This is a genomic window from Sporosarcina sp. FSL W8-0480, assembly GCF_037963765.1.
GTDB lineage: Bacteria > Bacillota > Bacilli > Bacillales_A > Planococcaceae > Sporosarcina.
Genome location: NZ_CP150166.1, coordinates 2690615 through 2707633, shown reverse-complemented (window position 1 = coordinate 2707633; position 17019 = coordinate 2690615). Strand labels below are relative to the sequence as shown.

The 17019-nt window shown below is 40.3% G+C and carries 22 protein-coding genes; 16 read left to right on the top strand and 6 right to left on the bottom strand.

Translation table 11 applies throughout. From position 1 onward, the window contains the following. Positions 1 to 26: 26 nt before the first annotated feature. The 5 genes from NSQ43_RS13990 to NSQ43_RS13970 all read left to right on the top strand — a co-directional run bounded on the left by NSQ43_RS13990 (position 27) and on the right by NSQ43_RS13970 (position 3281). A complete protein-coding gene (locus NSQ43_RS13990) occupies positions 27 to 779 on the top strand; it encodes a FixH family protein (RefSeq protein ID WP_339251161.1) in 753 nt (250 codons plus the stop codon). A gap of 114 nt (positions 780 to 893) precedes the next feature. Then, entirely contained in the window at positions 894 to 1226 is a 333-nt protein-coding gene (locus NSQ43_RS13985; protein WP_339251159.1) for an ASCH domain-containing protein, read from the top strand. Positions 1227 to 1239: 13 nt separating this feature from the next. After that, a complete protein-coding gene (locus NSQ43_RS13980; RefSeq protein ID WP_339251157.1) occupies positions 1240 to 1671 on the top strand; it encodes a hypothetical protein in 432 nt (143 codons plus the stop codon). Positions 1672 to 1870: 199 nt separating this feature from the next. Then, positions 1871 to 2719, top strand: coding sequence for a GNAT family N-acetyltransferase (locus tag NSQ43_RS13975; protein WP_339251155.1), 849 nt, complete (start codon positions 1871 to 1873; stop codon positions 2717 to 2719). Further along, on the top strand, positions 2670 to 3281 hold the full coding sequence (locus NSQ43_RS13970; protein WP_339251153.1) for a hypothetical protein: 612 nt from the start codon (positions 2670 to 2672) through the stop codon (positions 3279 to 3281). Before NSQ43_RS13975 ends, NSQ43_RS13970 begins: the two co-directional genes overlap by 50 nt. Position 3282: 1 nt before the next feature. Here the strand turns inward: NSQ43_RS13970 and NSQ43_RS13965 are convergent, their stop codons facing one another. From NSQ43_RS13965 to NSQ43_RS13950, 4 genes are all read right to left on the bottom strand, one after another. Beyond that, complete coding sequence (locus NSQ43_RS13965) at positions 3283 to 4458, bottom strand: pyridoxal phosphate-dependent aminotransferase (protein ID WP_339251151.1); 1176 nt, start codon at positions 4456 to 4458, stop codon at positions 3283 to 3285. 144 nt (positions 4459 to 4602) lie between these two features. Further along, positions 4603 to 5349 (bottom strand): hypothetical protein, encoded by a 747-nt coding sequence (locus NSQ43_RS13960; protein ID WP_339251150.1) that lies wholly within the window; start codon positions 5347 to 5349, stop codon positions 4603 to 4605. A gap of 121 nt (positions 5350 to 5470) precedes the next feature. Then, the gene (gene pepF, locus NSQ43_RS13955; RefSeq protein WP_339251148.1) at positions 5471 to 7291 is read right to left on the bottom strand and encodes an oligoendopeptidase F; all 1821 of its coding nucleotides are present in this window, start codon (positions 7289 to 7291) and stop codon (positions 5471 to 5473) included. 96 nt (positions 7292 to 7387) lie between these two features. Further along, on the bottom strand, positions 7388 to 7690 hold the full coding sequence (locus NSQ43_RS13950) for a hypothetical protein (RefSeq protein ID WP_339251146.1): 303 nt from the start codon (positions 7688 to 7690) through the stop codon (positions 7388 to 7390). Between the two features lie 60 nt (positions 7691 to 7750). Between NSQ43_RS13950 and NSQ43_RS13945 the strand changes: the two genes are divergently transcribed. Together NSQ43_RS13945 and NSQ43_RS13940 are read left to right on the top strand one after the other, a co-directional pair. Continuing rightward, entirely contained in the window at positions 7751 to 8167 is a 417-nt protein-coding gene (locus NSQ43_RS13945; RefSeq protein ID WP_339251145.1) for an NUDIX hydrolase, read from the top strand. Between the two features lie 28 nt (positions 8168 to 8195). After that, the gene (locus tag NSQ43_RS13940; protein WP_339251143.1) at positions 8196 to 8648 is read left to right on the top strand and encodes an NUDIX hydrolase; all 453 of its coding nucleotides are present in this window, start codon (positions 8196 to 8198) and stop codon (positions 8646 to 8648) included. A 175-nt stretch (positions 8649 to 8823) separates the two neighbouring features. Here the strand turns inward: NSQ43_RS13940 and NSQ43_RS13935 are convergent, their stop codons facing one another. Beyond that, positions 8824 to 9264 (bottom strand): hypothetical protein, encoded by a 441-nt coding sequence (locus NSQ43_RS13935; RefSeq protein WP_339251141.1) that lies wholly within the window; start codon positions 9262 to 9264, stop codon positions 8824 to 8826. A 157-nt stretch (positions 9265 to 9421) separates the two neighbouring features. Here NSQ43_RS13935 and NSQ43_RS13930 point away from each other — a divergent pair, with 157 nt between their 5' ends. The 7 genes from NSQ43_RS13930 to NSQ43_RS13900 all read left to right on the top strand — a co-directional run bounded on the left by NSQ43_RS13930 (position 9422) and on the right by NSQ43_RS13900 (position 13899). Then, positions 9422 to 9904 carry a PaaI family thioesterase gene (locus NSQ43_RS13930; RefSeq protein ID WP_339251139.1) on the top strand — a complete coding sequence of 161 codons (483 nt, stop codon included), beginning with the start codon at positions 9422 to 9424 and terminating at the stop codon, positions 9902 to 9904. A gap of 88 nt (positions 9905 to 9992) precedes the next feature. Continuing rightward, positions 9993 to 10223: a hypothetical protein gene (locus tag NSQ43_RS13925; protein WP_339251137.1), complete on the top strand. Its 231-nt coding sequence runs from the start codon at positions 9993 to 9995 to the stop codon at positions 10221 to 10223. Between the two features lie 46 nt (positions 10224 to 10269). After that, positions 10270 to 10509: a hypothetical protein gene (locus tag NSQ43_RS13920; protein WP_339251135.1), complete on the top strand. Its 240-nt coding sequence runs from the start codon at positions 10270 to 10272 to the stop codon at positions 10507 to 10509. 18 nt (positions 10510 to 10527) lie between these two features. Then, positions 10528 to 10917: a DnaJ family domain-containing protein gene (locus NSQ43_RS13915; RefSeq protein ID WP_339251133.1), complete on the top strand. Its 390-nt coding sequence runs from the start codon at positions 10528 to 10530 to the stop codon at positions 10915 to 10917. A gap of 16 nt (positions 10918 to 10933) precedes the next feature. After that, positions 10934 to 12160, top strand: a complete 1227-nt coding sequence (gene nagZ / locus NSQ43_RS13910) for a beta-N-acetylhexosaminidase (protein WP_339251131.1) — start codon at positions 10934 to 10936, stop codon at positions 12158 to 12160. Between the two features lie 66 nt (positions 12161 to 12226). Further along, positions 12227 to 12532: a DUF4870 domain-containing protein gene (locus NSQ43_RS13905; RefSeq protein ID WP_283732519.1), complete on the top strand. Its 306-nt coding sequence runs from the start codon at positions 12227 to 12229 to the stop codon at positions 12530 to 12532. Between the two features lie 158 nt (positions 12533 to 12690). Beyond that, a complete protein-coding gene (locus NSQ43_RS13900) occupies positions 12691 to 13899 on the top strand; it encodes a dicarboxylate/amino acid:cation symporter (protein ID WP_339251128.1) in 1209 nt (402 codons plus the stop codon). 45 nt (positions 13900 to 13944) lie between these two features. On the opposite strand, the gene NSQ43_RS13895 is transcribed toward NSQ43_RS13900, so the two are convergent. Beyond that, entirely contained in the window at positions 13945 to 14319 is a 375-nt protein-coding gene (locus tag NSQ43_RS13895) for a hypothetical protein (RefSeq protein ID WP_339251126.1), read from the bottom strand. 164 nt (positions 14320 to 14483) lie between these two features. Here NSQ43_RS13895 and NSQ43_RS13890 point away from each other — a divergent pair, with 164 nt between their 5' ends. Both NSQ43_RS13890 and NSQ43_RS13885 read left to right on the top strand, forming a co-directional pair. Continuing rightward, entirely contained in the window at positions 14484 to 15701 is a 1218-nt protein-coding gene (locus NSQ43_RS13890; protein WP_339251125.1) for an MFS transporter, read from the top strand. 150 nt (positions 15702 to 15851) lie between these two features. Further along, entirely contained in the window at positions 15852 to 17015 is a 1164-nt protein-coding gene (locus tag NSQ43_RS13885; protein WP_339251123.1) for an MFS transporter, read from the top strand. The last annotated feature ends 4 nt before the right edge of the window (positions 17016 to 17019 follow it).

Genomic DNA, 17019 nt, shown 5'->3' with positions numbered 1-17019 from the left:
TAAGTAAAAAAACTGGAGGCATGATGATGAAGAAAAATGTTAGAGCGCTATTAGTGATTTTAGGGTTAATGGTTTTATCCGCCTGTGGAAAAGAAGCAGACGACGGCTCTTCGATGGAAGTCCTACCGCTTCTTGTCGAACTTTCCGTCACTGAACATGCTGAAGTGGGGGAAACCGTGAAAATGGAAGCCCTTGTCACATATGGTGGAGAAAAGGTCGAAGATGCAGATAAAGTCGTATATGAAGTATGGGAAGATGGTATGAAGGACGATTCTATCATGATTGACTCGGTTAATGAAAAAAACGGTTTATATACAGCTGAAACGATATTTGAAAAGGATGGACTTTATCATATCCAAGTCCATGTCGATGCTAAACGTTTGCATTCGATGCCCGTTAAAGAAGTGATAATTGGTGAAGGTCCTAATTCCGAAGGACATGATGATGAGCACGCTGAAGAAGGTCATGAGCATGGCCAGACAGATGGTTTTTCCCTTCATTTCGTAAAGCCTGAGCATGCAAAAGCTGGAACCGACACTGAAATGATGACTCATTTGCAAATCGACGGACAACCTCTTGAAAACGCGAATGTTCGCTACGAAGTATGGGGCGATAGCCTTGGTGAAAAGCATTTATGGATTGATGCGACTGAATTGAAAGCTGGTGAATACACTGCCTCTCATAGTTTCGCTGATGCAGGAACATATACAGTTAAAATTCATGTAAAAGATGATAATGGTTTGCATGAACATGAAGAGTTTACGTTTGAAGTTCAGTAACTCAACAAAAGTATGACTGAAATGTGAAATGGGATAGGAATCACCCGTTTTCATTGGATAAAATAGCGTGAAATCGCTATGATAGAAGTAGATTAAGAAGAGGAGCGATGCAGTGTGAATGAACTACCAGAAAAGTCGTGCTCAATTGAACGTCTTGTTACAGTACCTGAAGATGTACAAAAGGTGTTAAGAGGGGAAAAAACTGCTACGAGACGAAATGGAGTCTATGCATATCCGGACGAGATTATGATCTTGGATGGGAAGGAGTTCAAAATTGATAAGCTCTACAAGCAAACTCTCGGCGAAATGACCGATGAACATGCGGTCCAAGAAGGGTTTACCAATATGGAAGAATACAAACAATCCATCTTAGCCTTACACCCAAATATGCCTTGGCTTCCAAAAATGAGCGTGTGGGTACACGAATTCAGCCCGGTTACAAACTAATGTTATGAAATACATGTACGGGACAATCGTCTTTGTCCACGTCGTCTCCGCAGTCCTTTCAATCGGACCGCTATTCCTTTTAATGCCTTCGATTAAAAGGCTGCGGAATGTCGACACTTCATCTGAGAGCGCTTATTTATCGGTCATCAAAGTCATTATTCGAATTGTCATGCACGCAGGACATGCGTTAGTCGTGTCGGGGGCGCTTCTTATTCTGACTGGGCCATGGCCTTGGTATACTTCATGGGTGATTGCTACACTTGCCGTGATGCTATTGTCGGGCGTTTTTCTTTCGACCGGATTTACGAGAGTGTTAAGAAGGTATCATCTTCCGGATAGTGATAAAGGAGAAATTCTTACTGTACTAAATCGGACTTCATGGATTTATATTGGGCTAATGCTCATCATGCTTTGGTTAATGGTTCAAAAGCCGATGTTGTGGTGAAGTGAATAGTGATTACATATTGTGAAGGACATGCTATGTTGCATGTTCTTTTTATATTGAGTAAAACTGTTGATTTCCGTTCCAGGCGGACGCTTTCCAATCGAATCACGAAGAGTCTATTTCAAACAATAATCAAAAAACAGGATGACAGTCCAATAAATAAGCTGTATAATGCTGGAAAAGAAATGGGGGATGGGGAATGGAATTTATTCGATTTGATGATGCAAAGCGATTTGCAGTGGTTGCGGAACCGGTAGTCGAAAAACAAGAGGATGTTTTTAGTTTGTTTTATGGCGTTTTGCAGGCAATTAAGGCGGGGAAGTACGATAATCCTTTCATGGCTGCAATTATGGAAGGGGATGAGGTGCTTGCGCTACTGCAAATGACTCCTCCACATCCTGTAAACCTTGTCATTGTGGATGAAAGTAAAATTGATGAAGTGATCGATTTCATAATCCAGGAACTTAACGAGACTGCGGTCACTGTCACATCGGTTATTAGTTTGAAGCAATGGGCGACAGCTTTTGCTGAAAAATGGACGGCATACACAGGGGAACAGCAAAAACTTTTAATGGATCAGGGGCTGTATCGATTGGATCAGGTTGATGAAACAATTGAAATGAGTCCGGGCAGTTGGCGGTATGCATCAATGGACGATCATTCATTGGTTGTAAGCTGGTATTCGAAGTTTGAAGATGATGCGAATTTGAATCGGACTCCAATTGAACGTGTTAATGATATAGTCAAGCAATTCATTGAATCGCAGGAGGTATTCTTGTGGGAAAATGAAGGAAAAGTTGTTTCAATGATGAAGAAATCAAGACCGACAAGGAATGGTGTCACGGTCTCATTAGTTTTCACACCGAAAGAGGAGCGCAGGAAAGGCTACGCTCGGACGATGGTGGCATGCGGTTCCATGGAGCTATTAAAGGAGTATAATTTCTGTGTTCTATATACGGATATGATGAATCCTACCTCTAATAAGATTTATAAGGAGATTGGATATAAGCATATTGCTGATTCGATTCATATTGGATTTCAGAAATAAGGGGGAGGCATATGCTGCGCTCAAGAATTGTGTTTTGCGCTCAAGAAAGTGTATCCGCGCTCAAGAAAGTGTATTCGCGCTCAAGAATTGTACTTTTCGCTCAAGATTAGCATTTTGCGCTCAAGAATTGTGCCAAGCGCTCAAGAATAGCGTTTTGTGCTCAAGAATAGCATTTCGCGCTCAAGAAAATGTATTCGCGCTCAAGATTCTCATTATGCGCCCAAGAAAATGTATCCGCGCTCAAGATTCTCATTATGTGCTCAAGAATTGTGCCATACGCTCAAGAATTATACTTTTCGCTCAAGAATTGAATTTCGCGCTCAAGAAAATGTATCCGCGCTCAAGATTCTCATTATGCGCTCAAGAATTGTGCCAAGCGCTCAAGAATAGCGTTTTTCGCTCAAGATTAGCATTTCGCGCTCAAGAAAATGTATCCGCGCTCAAGATTCTCATTATGCGCTCAAGAATTGTGCCAAGCGCTCAAGAAATGCGTTTCGCGCCCAAGACAAAGCATCCCCATGAGCATACAAAAAGGCCGCCATCGTTGGCAGCCTTTTTGTAAGTCACGCTTCGCTCGCTGTAAATATCCCCAAAGCTTCAATTCTCCCGACTGCTTCTGCAATCCGTTCCTCACTCTCTAATAATCCGACACGGACAAAGCCCTCTCCATATTTACCAAAGCCATTGCCTGCAGCAACGACCACCCCTGCTTGTTGAAGAAGGATATCCGAAAATGATTCACTCGTATAGCCTTCAGGAACAGGTAACCAGGCGAAGAAAGAGGCTTTCGGCGCTTCCACGTTCCAACCGATACGCTGACATTCCCTTATCAAGACATTTCTACGATTCTCATATAGCGCCGTCAGTTCTCTCACACATGATTGATCTGCACCTAAAGCTGCAATTGCCGCGTGTTGGATTCCAGGGAACATTCCGATGAACAGCTGACTTTGCAATCTGCTTATGGCTTCAATCATCTTTGAATTCCCTACTGCGAAGGCGACCCTCCATCCAGCCATATTATACGTTTTCGATAAGGTGTACATTTCTATTCCGATTTCCTTAGCTCCATCCGCTTGAAGGTAACTTATCGGCTTAACTCCGTCAAATCCAATCCCTCCATACGCCATATCATGCACAATAAATATTCCATTCTCTCTCGCAAAGGAAATAGCTTCTTCAAAAAAAGGAATGGTTGCGACAGCACTTGTAGGGTTGTTCGGATAGTTCAAATACATGATCTTAGCTTTTTGCTTCGACTCATCCGCAATAGAAGAGAAGTCTGGCATGAACCCATTTTCCTTAAGAAGCGGCATCGTATCATACTCAATGTTAGCAAGACTAACACCGGACAAATAATCGGGGTAACCCGGATCCGGTAATAAGAGTAGGTCGCCTTCATTCATCATCGCAAGGGGAATTTCCACTAACCCTATTTTTGAACCACCTAAAATAGCAACCTCCGTATCAGGGTTCACGTCCACGCCGTATTCCCGCTTATAAAAATCTGCAACTGCCTTTCGCAATTCTGGAATACCATTGAATGGAGAGTACCCATGATTTTCGGGACGTTCCGCGGCTTGCTGCAAGGCTTTAATAATGTGATCGGGTGTTGGTTGGTCGGGATTACCTCTTCCAAGATTGATAATGTCCATACCAGATTGCTTTGCAGCCTCCACTTTCTTTACCAATCCGGAGAAAAAGTGAGGCGGCATGTTTTTTAATCGATTTGAAATCATATGAACAACCCCGTTTTCATATTTTTGGGATTCATCAGAATACCATTTATTATCATTCTACTATATGCAATAGAACGAACTCAACATGATTTTAGGAGGATAGAAAAAGCCGCCCCAGTAAAATAGGGCGGCAACATGATTTCATTAATATCTTCGCTTATCATCCATAATATATGTTAAAAGTGTCACCCAATGATCCATTTTGCGATACACCCCTATGTATTCAGTAGAATCCTTTCTAAGCCGTTTATCGAGATTCGAATAAAAACGGATAATATGGAATGGCTTTTTTTCATTATCAACTACAATTTTCATTTCAACCGTAACGGTTTTACGAAGGATTGCTTTTCTCGCTAATGACACTTTTTCATCAATCACCGGATTGAGGGATTGTCCTATCGCTTCAAGACGGTCCTTTGTCCCTTCAGCCTCATTAAAAATAACTTTTTTCCGGATTCCGTTTTCGTACGTTTCTATGGCCAATAACTGGTCATAAGAATAGTCAAAGATTTCATAAGGCATTTTTAAATAAGCCTTGGATACTCGCTTGCCATCAGCAAGCAAAGAGGGTTCCCAAAAATGAATTCTACGGTTTCGTTCATCGATGGCAATTTTTGAGAGAAGGTCATCAGAAACGAATGCATGTGTTTCATGATAGGTTGATCTTTTTGGTTTATATGTTTCAAGATGTGCAAGTTGTTTTGCTTTTAGTTTGTTTTCGGTACGTGTTGCTAAAGACAGGAATAGGGCTGCGAATCCAAAAAAGATTGCGAAAAAAATAAAAGCAGGAAGCAATCGATCTTGCCTAACAAGGGTGAAAAGGGCAATGGTTCCTATAATCGGTGCCAGGCAGCCAAGGCGTACGTACCAATTGGATTGTGTGGAAGGCAAAAGAACCCCTCATTTCAATAGAATAATATATGTATTATCATATCCGAAGGTAACATGAATGACAATGGAACAATGAAAAAGCTGTCCCTAAAAAAGGAAGGGACAGCTTTATCTCGATAAATTATTTCACTTGCGCTGCTTCGATTTCATCAGTCAATTCGACAAGCTGATCGATCAATTCGCCGATATAAGCGATTGTATCTTTCAATGGTTGTTCCGTTGTAATATCAACGCCTGCCATTTTTGAAAGTTCAGCAGGAGATTTTGTACCACCTGCTTGAAGTACTTTCAACCAGTCGTCTACAGCCGGTTGACCTTCAGAAAGAATACGCTTGGATACTTGTGTTGAAATCGTCAATCCTGCGCTGTATGTGTATGGATACAAGCCCATGTAGTAGTGAGGCTGGCGCATCCAAGTCAATTCTGCACCTTCATTGATCTTCACGTCATCGCCCCAGAACTCTTCCAATACACCGCGTTTCAAGTTATTCAATACGTTGGCATTTACGCTGCCGCCTGCATCGATACGCTCATACACTTTACGTTGGTATGCCGCTTCAAGTAAATGTGTAACGAAGTTATGGTAATACGTACGTGCAACGATGGACGAAATGACCCAACGTTTGAACTTCGGATCATCCGAATTGGATAGCAGGTGGTTCGCCACAAGCATTTCATTCATCGTTGATGGAGCTTCGATAAAGTACATCGAAGGACGTGAATTGAAAATGTTTTGGTGTTGATGCGCGTTATAGAAATGTCCTGCATGTCCAAGCTCATGCGCTAAAACGAAGACATCTTCCATACTGCCTGTCCAGGAAATCAAGATATATGGATGCACGCCATACGGGCTTGAACAGAATGCTCCTGTAGATTTTCCTACGTTTTGAGCAAAGTCTGTCCAACGCTCTTTATAGGAACGGTCAACCATGTTGATATAATCCTCACCCATGATTGATAGGGCATCATCGATGTATTTCTTGGATTCTTCAATTGTAATCTTTGGCTCATAATTTGGATCCAAAGGAATCTTCAAATCAGAGAATGTCATTTCATCAAGTCCGTGAACCTTTTGAAGAAGTTTTGCATATTTACGCATATGCGGTGCAAGGCCTTCCATGATCAAGTCGATTTGACGGTCATACATGGAGCGGTCAACTTCTTGGTTGAACAGAAGATAATCGAAAACATTGTCATGTCCTCTAAGGTCGGAAGTTGTTTTCTCCTTTTGCAAATGCGTGTCGTATGCTTTTGCAGTCGTATGTTGGTATTCTCTTAATTTTGCATGGAATGCGTCATATGCAGCTCTTCTTTTCTCTGTGTCAACTTCGGATTCCCATCCACCTTCAAAAGTAGTATAGCTTAGAGGGAATTGCTCCCCGTTCACTTCGAAATCATCGAATTTCATGTCGACTAATTTCGTCGTATTATAAATGCCATAAGGAGCATTTAAGACGGAAGAGAATGCAGCCAATGTTTTTTCAACTTCTGGATGAAGTTTGTATGGCTTTTGTCGAATCAGTTCTTCGATATAATTTTTGTATTCCGAAGATTTTTCTTTAGCTTTTTCAAGGATTTCACTGGAAACTTCGGAAAGTTCACTTGTGAAGAATGAAAGTTTACTTCCAAGTTTAGAAGAGATAGAACTGTACTTGCTTGATCGCATTTGTGATTCGTCATTTGTTTGGTCTACGCTAAGTGATAGGCTTTGGTATGTGCCAATCGGTGTCATTTTGCCCATGATGGATGCGTATCCATCTAATGCTTCAAGAACTGCTGTTTCATCTGTCATTTTGCCTTTGAAACGTTCTTCAAAGGAAGTGACTTCGCTTTCAAGTTGGACAAGTGCAGCATTGTAGTCGTCTTCGGTTTTAAAGAGGTCTTCCAAATTCCATGTTTCTTCGATTTTTACTTCTGAACGTGGTGGTAAACTTTTAACCATTCATCATCTCTCCCTTTTAATATTACGGTAGTCGAACTAATTATAGTATATAGTAAACTAATAGAAAAGTAAAAATGAATGGCAATTTCAGCAAATTTATTTTTTTCTTTGTAAAAGTTGAATTTCATCGGATACAACAAACGCCAAATCTTCATTTCCAAAAAGCTGAAGGACATCTAAGATAGTTTCATTATCAATGTGAAATTCATCAAAGCCATCATCAGTTTCGATGACATTCTTTAATGCTTCGTTTTCCACTTGGTATGGATATGCTTTTTTGTAAAGGGCGTTGGGATCAAGGTCATGATTTTTACACCATTGAACGAATAATCGAATCATGAGTGTTTCGTCCTCTTTATACTTTTGAATAATTTGTTCATTGATATTTTTGAATTCCATTGTTATGACCTCCATCGATAAGCTATTATTTTAGTATAAACGAAATGGGGGATTTTACTAATGAATCGTGTGGATGTTGTGTATGCATTGATTTTCAAAGAAGGAAAAGTTCTTATGGTGAAGAACAAGAAATATAATAATTGGACGTTGCCGGGAGGGGGAGTGGAGAAAGGGGAGACATTGGAACAAGCGGCAATCCGTGAGGTGTGGGAAGAAACTGGGCTGACGGTTGAGATTGGGAAGCTGCTTGCGGTGAATGAGACGTTTAGGCAGAAGGAAAATAATCATGTTTTATTTTTTACATTCAGTACGGAATTGATTGGTGGAGAAGTTGCTATACAGGATAAAGACGGAATTTTGGATGTTCAGTGGAAGGATCTCGATGAAGCGGATGAAGAGCTCCCTTATTATGAAGGCGGGATAAAAAGGTTGTTGGAAACCTCGATTCCGTACGTTTATCAGGGAGTTCAGGCTTAATTTAGAGGGGAAATAGGGGGATATAATTATGGGTTATATAGAAGATATTAGGGAAGTTGTCGGGAATCGGCCGTTATTGCTTACGGGGGTTGGCGTAGGGGTGTTCAATGAAAAAGGGGAGATCCTTTTACAACGGAATTTGGATGGCCGATGGGGAATTCCTGGAGGCTTCATGGAGTTAGGTGAATCCGCTGAAGAAACAGGTCGAAGAGAAGTGCTTGAAGAGACGGGGATTGAAATCGGGAGGCTGGACCTTGTAACAGTTGTCTCGGGCGCGCATACCCATACGGTATTGAAAAATGGGCATGAGTATTTTTCAGTTACGCTCGTGTATGTGTCGAGGGATATTCGTGGCGGGAATTTGAAGTCTGACGGAATAGAGACATTGGAAGTCGGTTATTTTAACCTGCAAGAACTTCCGGAAAATCTAAATCCTATGATTAAGTCGATGATACTTCAATATAAATCACAAGGTAAATAATCGTTTGCAAGCGCTGAAGCTGCATAGATGCAACAAAAAATTTATGCGTCTTTGGCAGCTTTTATGCGCTTTTAAGTGCAATTATGAGTTTTTCGGGTAGTTTATGCGTGATTAAGGCTACTTATGCGTGAATTTAATAGTTTATGCGTAAATGTATGATTTTAATGAGCCTTTATCATTTATTACTGACAATAAAACGAACGATCCAATTCATATCAAGAGGTCCATCAATAATCTCATAATAATTGATCGAGTTTTGGATAATAAGGTTTTCTGCAACTATAATTGTCAGGCTATTCCCTTCTGAGTCTTGTAAACTAATTGACAACTCATCAAGAGAACCGTAAGAATTAACGTCCTCTGATTTGATTTTTTTTACACTGTATTTTTGCAGAAAGTTAAGCAATTCATCCACTTCGAGTTCATCTTTGACTTTCCAAGTTTCCGCAGGGGATCCATTCATTGCGGGTTTATTGAAGGTGAGCGAATCGAAATCAGCATTCATGGCTTCGTATAATTCATTAAAACTTTTTTCATAATAATCATTTATGGACTCAAGCATTGCATAAGTTCCTCCGATTAAGAGCGCAATGAGCAATACGGCTCGCATTCTCATATTCAATTCCTCCAGTCACTGTTTCTATAGTATACGCAGACGTCGCTCATGTGGATTAGTACTCATGTTATGTTATAAGGGAAAGAAAAATTAACAATGTTGAATTAGATGTTATAATAGTATTCTAACTATAGTGAATTAAGGGAGGATGAGAGATATGACTACTAAGATGGTAAATGCAATACAAGATGGATATGCTGATGATTTTGCTTGGTGTTATGGATGTGGACGATTAAATGAGGACGGACATCATTTCCGGACAGGCTGGGATGGAGAAAAAACGGTTACATATTATGAGCCTTCGGAAAAGCATACAGCGATACCAGGTTTCGTATATGGAGGGGTTATTGCATCCCTAGTAGATTGTCATGGAACCGGATCTTGCGCATTGGCGTTACATCGTAAGAATGGACATGAACCTGGGGACGGGGCTGAGGTTCCACGTTTTGTAACCGCTTCCTTGAATGTAAACTATTTGAAGCCGACACCACAAGGGGTTATGTTGAAGGCTGTAGGGACGGTTGAGGAGATCCATCCGAAGAAATGGAAAGTGAACGTAGAGGTATATGCGGGAGAAGTTCTTTGCGCAACCGGTGAAGTGGTTGGAGTTGTTATGCCAGCTACATTTATCACAAAGTAAAAGAAGACGAAACCTTTAGAAAGTAATTCCGTATTAGTAGGTATGGAAGCTGCGATGGACTGAAAGAATAAAGGAAAGGTGGAAAACGATGATTGGATTCTGGATAGTAGCAGTTGTAATGGTTGTTCCAATAGTAGCGATCATAACTGAACATCGGGAAAAGACATTTAGATACAAAACTGAATTGGTTCGGGAAGAGCTTGAATTAGAGAAATTGAAGCAGCAGAATTTCATTATTGAAACTGAAAAAATGAAACTTGAATTGGAACAGATGAAGCTTGATTATTCATCAGATAAAAATGATGTCATGAAAGTTTAAGAATAGGTGAGTGTGTGATCTGAGAGAAGGGTAGGGAAACATAGGAATGGGTTACATTACAGGTATTTTAATTGTCGGGATTGTCATGTGTGTTCCAATCACTGCAATTATTACGGATTATAAGCGAAAAACATTGAAATTCAGAGCTGATATGGTTCGTGATGAAATCGAACTCGAGAAAGTGAAGCAGCAGAATTTCATCATTGAGACGGAAAAAATGAAGCTTGAACTTGAGCAGATGAAACTCGATTATACATCTGGAAAAAATGATATCATGAAAATCTGATGAAAGCGTGGGAGCAAGATGTCAGATAATAATTCAATGCCACCATATAATGACCTGATCGGTGATATGCTTAAAAAGAAGTCGGATGAAGGCGGTATGGAAAACCTGAAAGGATTCGGAAAACCACTACCGAAGGAATATTTTTCAGGTGACACCTACCAACATTTTCAACGCATCGCGAAAGATGCTGGATATAAACCGCATTGGTTGAAATTACAGCATGAGATTCGTGATATGGTATATGAAATCGATAGGGCTAGAATGAGCGGAGAACGGGCAGATCTGGAAGAAAGAATCGGAAAAGTAAATGAAAAAATTGCGGAACATAATAAACATTGTCCGCCCCCGATGTTAAAAGGACGTATTTCAATAGACACACTTGACCGTGCGAAGGAAATTTGGAAATAGATAGGAGGGAATGACGATGAAGCAAATGGGCTGGATAATCGTTCTTTCCCTTTTTCTTTTTACAGGCTGTTCTAAATTGAATGTTGAAACGGATCTTCAGCCGGTTCCGGACTTCACTGAAAGACAATCGGTTTCGGATACAGTTGAAGTGGAGTTTTCCGGAATCGATTTAATGATGGAAGAAATGTCCGTAGAGGAAAAGGTAGGGCAATTATTAGTGGTCGGTATGTCGGGTAAAACATTCAATGGCGATATTGAGCGTCTTATCCGCCAACGCAAAGTTGGAGGAATTATTTTATTAGGAAAAAATATTTCTACACCTTCCGGCATCGTACAAATATTGAACGAAAGTAAAAAGGCGAATGAAGGAAATAAAATTCCATTATTTCTGTCGGTTGATGAAGAGGGAGGACGAGTTTCCCGTGTGCCAGCAGGCTTGAAAAAATTGCCGGCAGCCTCTTTGGTCGGACAAAAGAATAATGAATCATTTGCCTATGATACAGGGGTTTATCTTGCCGAACTACTTCACGCATTCGGTTACAATATGAACTTTGCCCCGGTATTGGATGTGAATAGTAATCCACAAAACCCCGTGATCGGGGATCGATCCTTCTCTTCCGACCCTCAAAAGGTAGCTTCTTTAGGGATGTCTGTTAGGAAAGGAATGAACGATAACGGAATCATCTCCGTTGTTAAGCATTTTCCGGGACATGGTGACACCCATATCGACTCCCATAAATCATTGCCTGTAATTCAAAAGAGCTTGCAGCAGCTTCAAGAAACAGAGTTAGTGCCATTTGAAAAGGCGATTGATGAGAATGTTGATATGATTATGGTAGCCCATATACTTTTTCCTGAGTTGGACAAAGAGTTTCCCTCTTCATTATCAAAGAAAATCATTACAGATCTTTTACGGAACGAAATGCATTATAATGGGGTCGTCATAACTGATGATTTGACAATGGGTGCAATCGTCAATGAGTATTCAGTGGCTGAAGCGGCTATTCAATCATTTATGGCAGGCAGTGACCTCTTATTAGTAGCTGGGGATTACACAAATCAAATAGACACGTTTGATACGTTAGTGGAAGCCGTGGAATCAGGAATTATATCCATGGAAAGGCTCGATGAAAGTGTAAGACGGATTTTGGAGCTGAAAAATCGTTATGAATTGGACGATAAAATTATTCAAGATATTGACGTGAAAAAACTAAATCAAAAATATGATGAATTAATGGGTTGAAAAACGAAACTTCCTAATCTCTTATCCGTAAAATAATATAGATTCGCATAAAAGGAGGTTTCATTCATGGAAAAAACTGGTCTAAAAGTGTTAGTACATGCAAGCGCATTTTTTGCTCCTTTTTTAGTCCCATTCGTACTTTATTTAGTTATTGATGATTCGGAGATAAAAAGATTATCCATCCAGGCATTATTGTTTCAATTGGTAATGGGTGCATTAATATTCATATCGGCAATATTAATCATTTTCCTTATTGGAATTCCGATGCTTATTGTATTTATTTTGATGACAATTATTGTACCTATTATTGGTATTGTAAAAGCCCTTGGTGGGGAGACATACAATTACCCAATCGTTGGTAGATGGATTTAATTCAATTTCCAGCCCCTTCTTACAAATGTGAGAGGGGGATTTTTTTGTTAGTTTAAATTAATTAACTATTTGGTCATGTTGTTCTCCCAAATTGTATATGTTGGTATAAGCAGTTTTTTTGACGTGGCATTGGAGTAATCAAAAGAAAGGGGAGAGGAATGAAGATTAAGTTTAATCTTGTCACGCAGATTTTCATCGCCTTCGTTTTAGCTATTATTTTGGGTAGTGTTTTCGGAAGCTCCATCAATTTTCTAAAGCCGTTCGGGGATTTATTTTTAAGACTTATTAAGTTCATCATTGCACCGCTCATTTTATCAACACTAGTAGTTGGTGTAGCGAGTACATCAAATCCGAAGGCATTAGGTAGGATTGGATTCAAAACGGTTTCATATTATTTGGTGACTACCGCAATTGCAATTGTCATTGGTCTTGCTGTGGCATTTATTATTTCGCCAGGGAAAGGAGTAGATGTTTCATCAGAGGGACTTGTGGCACCTGAAGCTGCAACTAATGAGCCGCAAAGTGCAATTACGACCTTATTGAACATCGTACCTGAAAATCCATTTACAGCATTATCTTCCGGCAATGTGTTGCAAATCATTTTCTTCGCATTGTTCATTGGTCTTGCCATTACATTGGTCGGTGAAAAGGCACGGCCGGTATATGCGTTCTTCGAAGGTTTCGCTGAAATCATGTACAAAGTAACGGGGATTGTTATGAAAGTAGCACCAATCGGTATTTTAGGATTGCTCGCGCCGGTTATCGGGCAATACGGATTATCGGTGCTATTGCCGTTAGTGAAAGTGATTCTTGCAGTTTATATCGCCTGTATCCTGCATGCGGTATTTGTATATTCAACCGCTGTTAAAACATTTTCAAACATGAACCCTAAAGCTTTTTTCAAAGGAATATCTCCGGCTGCGCTTGTCGCATTTAGTACGTGTAGCAGTTCCGGAACATTGCCTGTAACCATTAAAAATACGAATGAAAACTTGGGCGTCCCTAATAAGATTTCAAGTTTTGTCCTTCCATTAGGCGCAACTGTCAATATGGATGGTACTGCGATTTATCAAGGAGTTGCTGTTATATTCATCGCACAATTCTATAGTTTGGAACTCTCGTTTATGCAATTGTTAACAGTTGTTCTCATTACGATTTTGGCCTCAATTGGAACAGCTGGAGTTCCGGGTGCAGGAATGGTAATGCTTGCGATGGTATTGACTTCTGTCAATATGCCACTTGAAGGAATTGCACTTATTGCAGGGATTGATAGAATCTTAGATATGATGCGTACGACAGTGAATGTTGTTGGAGATGCTTCTGCAGCGGTAGTTGTTGCCGGCACCGAAAAAGGTAGAGAGGATTGACTAAAAAGGATTGGATTCCAAGAAGAATCCAATCCCTTTTTCATGTCATTTGAATAACTGCTTAATCCTTTCCGTCCTGAGATGTTTGAAGCCCATGAAGGAGTCAATAATAGTTGTTGCAATCGAGCCGAGACCCACAAGCATGACTATTAGAGAAACTTGGGTAGTGATATCTTCCGGTGATCTTTGAAAAACCCTTCCCAAGGACTCCGCAAGATACGGCCGAATCAGATTAGGATTAATAAGCAAATAGACAATCAGCAGCATCCATAATATATTTAACACCAAATTACTAAGAGCAAGCTTGGTTGTCCACCTTGGATAAAGGGCTTTGTATGAGGCTAATACAATTTCTAACGTCAACAAAAGAAGTGTAGAGGGGAATAAAACGATCAGCGACACATCAGTAAAGAGTGACATTTTAACGTCAATCCTTTCGAATACTTTACCTTCAATCTACCCGGAAATTTCATATCCTAAAACGATAATTGAAACGGAAAAAATGAAGAAAGTACTCGCACTGGAAAATTGTTGCTGTATACTATACATATTGTCGATTTTAATGAAAAAAAGCGGGGATACATATGACTTCAACTAAAGAGACGCAAAATCTCGCAAACCCAGTATATCCAATCATGTTTGCAATTGGCGCCTGTCATTTACTGAATGACACGCTTCAAGCCGTTATTCCGGCTATGTTTCCTGTCTTGGAAAAAGAAAGAGGATTAAGTTTCACCCAACTTGGCTTTATTTTCTTTGCATTAAATATGGTTGCTTCAGTTCTTCAACCGGTTGTTGGATATTTTAGTGACAAGAAACCGATGCCTTATGCTCTCCCCATCGGTATGATGTTTTCTCTTATCGGTATGGCTGGTTTAGCGATTGCTCCAAGTTATTGGCTGATACTCGTATCGGTCATTTTATTAGGCTTTGGATCAGCGGTCTTCCATCCGGAAGGTTCCCGCGTATCGTTCCTTGCGGCAGGTACGAAAAGGGGTCTTTCTCAATCGATATATCAAGTCGGCGGGAATTCAGGACAAGCTCTTGCTCCCTTGATCAGCGCGTTTGTTCTTGTACCGCTTGGGCAAAAGGGTGCGGCTGTTTTCATCGTAGTAGCAGCACTTGGAATAATAATATTATCAAGAATTTCAACCTGGTACAAAAAACAGTTGGACTTGGAAAAGCAAAATAATCGTAAAAAAGTTTTACTATCTTCCATCGGGGAATTGACGAAAAAACAAATTGGCTTTGCATTGACACTGTTGTTAATCATTATTTTTGCCCGATCTTTCTACGTTACGAATGTTACAAGCTTTTACGTTTTTTATTTGATGGATGATTATGGTTTGAAGATTGAACAAGGGCAGCTATACATCTTCTTATTCATGGCATTAGGTGCGGCAGGTACATTTTTCGGTGGACCGATGGCGGATCGTATCGGTAGAAAAAATGTAATTGTGCTTTCTCTAATAGTCCCGCTGCCTCTGTGTGTAATGCTTCCCTATATGCCGTTATGGGCAGTTGGTGTATTGTTGGCGTTGATAGGATTCTTTATCATGCTTAGTTTTTCAGTTACGGTCATATATGCACAAGAGCTTGTTCCAAGTAAAATTGGAACGATGGCAGGACTCACGGTAGGACTGGCTTTCGGGATGGGCGCAATCGGTGCAGTCGTGATCGGTGCATTGATGGACAGTATTGGCATTTTCCCGACGATGGTTATCTCTTCCTTTTTACCTTTCATCGGTTTGGTCGGACTTGCATTGCCAAAGGACCAAAAGATTACAGCTTCAGCAAATTAATTGTGAACCGCACCGTAACCAGGATACGGTTGCGGTTTTTATTATTGTTTTAAAACAAAATTCTTTACATATTTCGATACGCGAAGTATAATAATTTAGTTACATAAGTTAACAAAAGTATGATTAATGATGAAGAAGGGGAGTTATTCATTGAATAAGGAACCGATTTGGACAAAATCATTTATAAGTTTATTTTTAACTAATTTATCCGTTTTCATCGTGTTTTATGGATTGGTTTCTACATTACCGCTCTATGCAAAAGACGCATTAAGTCGAACAGATGAAGAAGCGGGTCTTCTGATGACCATTTTCCTACTATCCGCAATCATTGTCCGACCGTTTTCAGGCAAGTTGCTTGATATAGTTGGGAAACGAAGGATGCTTTGGATCAGTTTATTCTTCTACCTCATTTGTACCGTCCTCTACTATTTCATCACTCCATTCGAAGGTTTACTTGCGCTACGTTTCTTCCAAGGTGTTTGGTTCAGTATCGTTACAACAGCAGCGGGCTCACTCGCGGCTGATATCGTTCCTGTGACAAGGCGTGGAGCAGGTCTTGGCTACTTTGTCATGTCTACCAATTTGGCTGTTGTAGTCGGTCCATTTATCGCATTGTTCATCATCCAGACCTATTCGTATGATGCATTATTCATCATAATGAGCATTCTCATGGTGATAGGTGCAGTTGTGGCTGTTCTTATTCCGGATGTGAAAGTGGAGGGGGCAGTTACTTCGTCAAAACGTTTTACGCTGAATGATCTTTTCGAGAAGAAGGCAATTCCTATTGCATTGTTGGCAAGTTTAATCGCTTTTTCATATGCAAGTGTTCTATCCTATTTATCGATCTATGCACAGGAAAAAGGATTGCTTTCACTGGCAAGCTTCTTTTTCGTCGTTTTCGCAGCTGTCATGCTCATGACGAGGCCGTTAACTGGAAAAATATTCGATGAAAAAGGACCAGCGTTTATACTAATACCTGGATTCTTATTGTTTTTCATCGGGCTTATCCTATTGGCATTTATGAATTCCGCATGGGCTTTCCTTCTTGCTGGAGCGTGTGTCGGACTTGGTTATGGCGCGCTTGTTCCAAGTTTACAAACACTGGCGATTCAGTCGACTTCTCATATTCGAAGCGGATATGCGACAGCAACATTTTTCACGTTGTTTGACGCTGGTTTAGCCGTCGGTTCCTTTATATTAGGAATTATTGCATCCCAATTTGGATACCAAAATGTATATTTGTTATCGGTTCTGTTAGTTCTTGCAGTCCTTGCCATGTATATAATGACAATCCGAAGACGTCGTGTGAATTGAATGA

What these genes read in the sequence shown, in the direction of transcription:
- NSQ43_RS13990 (WP_339251161.1), top strand. Translation starts at nt 27, where the DNA reads ATGAAGAAAAATGTTAGAGCGCTATTAGTGATTTTAGGGTTAATGGTT.
- NSQ43_RS13980 (WP_339251157.1), top strand. Translation starts at nt 1,240, where the DNA reads ATGTACGGGACAATCGTCTTTGTCCACGTCGTCTCCGCAGTCCTTTCA.
- NSQ43_RS13975 (WP_339251155.1), top strand. Translation starts at nt 1,871, where the DNA reads ATGGAATTTATTCGATTTGATGATGCAAAGCGATTTGCAGTGGTTGCG.
- NSQ43_RS13965 (WP_339251151.1), bottom strand. Translation starts at nt 4,458, where the DNA reads ATGATTTCAAATCGATTAAAAAACATGCCGCCTCACTTTTTCTCCGGA.
- pepF (WP_339251148.1), bottom strand. Translation starts at nt 7,291, where the DNA reads ATGGTTAAAAGTTTACCACCACGTTCAGAAGTAAAAATCGAAGAAACA.
- NSQ43_RS13950 (WP_339251146.1), bottom strand. Translation starts at nt 7,690, where the DNA reads ATGGAATTCAAAAATATCAATGAACAAATTATTCAAAAGTATAAAGAG.
- NSQ43_RS13945 (WP_339251145.1), top strand. Translation starts at nt 7,751, where the DNA reads ATGAATCGTGTGGATGTTGTGTATGCATTGATTTTCAAAGAAGGAAAA.
- NSQ43_RS13940 (WP_339251143.1), top strand. Translation starts at nt 8,196, where the DNA reads ATGGGTTATATAGAAGATATTAGGGAAGTTGTCGGGAATCGGCCGTTA.
- NSQ43_RS13935 (WP_339251141.1), bottom strand. Translation starts at nt 9,264, where the DNA reads ATGAGAATGCGAGCCGTATTGCTCATTGCGCTCTTAATCGGAGGAACT.
- NSQ43_RS13930 (WP_339251139.1), top strand. Translation starts at nt 9,422, where the DNA reads ATGACTACTAAGATGGTAAATGCAATACAAGATGGATATGCTGATGAT.
- NSQ43_RS13925 (WP_339251137.1), top strand. Translation starts at nt 9,993, where the DNA reads ATGATTGGATTCTGGATAGTAGCAGTTGTAATGGTTGTTCCAATAGTA.
- NSQ43_RS13920 (WP_339251135.1), top strand. Translation starts at nt 10,270, where the DNA reads ATGGGTTACATTACAGGTATTTTAATTGTCGGGATTGTCATGTGTGTT.
- NSQ43_RS13915 (WP_339251133.1), top strand. Translation starts at nt 10,528, where the DNA reads ATGTCAGATAATAATTCAATGCCACCATATAATGACCTGATCGGTGAT.
- nagZ (WP_339251131.1), top strand. Translation starts at nt 10,934, where the DNA reads ATGAAGCAAATGGGCTGGATAATCGTTCTTTCCCTTTTTCTTTTTACA.
- NSQ43_RS13905 (WP_283732519.1), top strand. Translation starts at nt 12,227, where the DNA reads ATGGAAAAAACTGGTCTAAAAGTGTTAGTACATGCAAGCGCATTTTTT.
- NSQ43_RS13900 (WP_339251128.1), top strand. Translation starts at nt 12,691, where the DNA reads ATGAAGATTAAGTTTAATCTTGTCACGCAGATTTTCATCGCCTTCGTT.
- NSQ43_RS13895 (WP_339251126.1), bottom strand. Translation starts at nt 14,319, where the DNA reads ATGTCACTCTTTACTGATGTGTCGCTGATCGTTTTATTCCCCTCTACA.
- NSQ43_RS13890 (WP_339251125.1), top strand. Translation starts at nt 14,484, where the DNA reads ATGACTTCAACTAAAGAGACGCAAAATCTCGCAAACCCAGTATATCCA.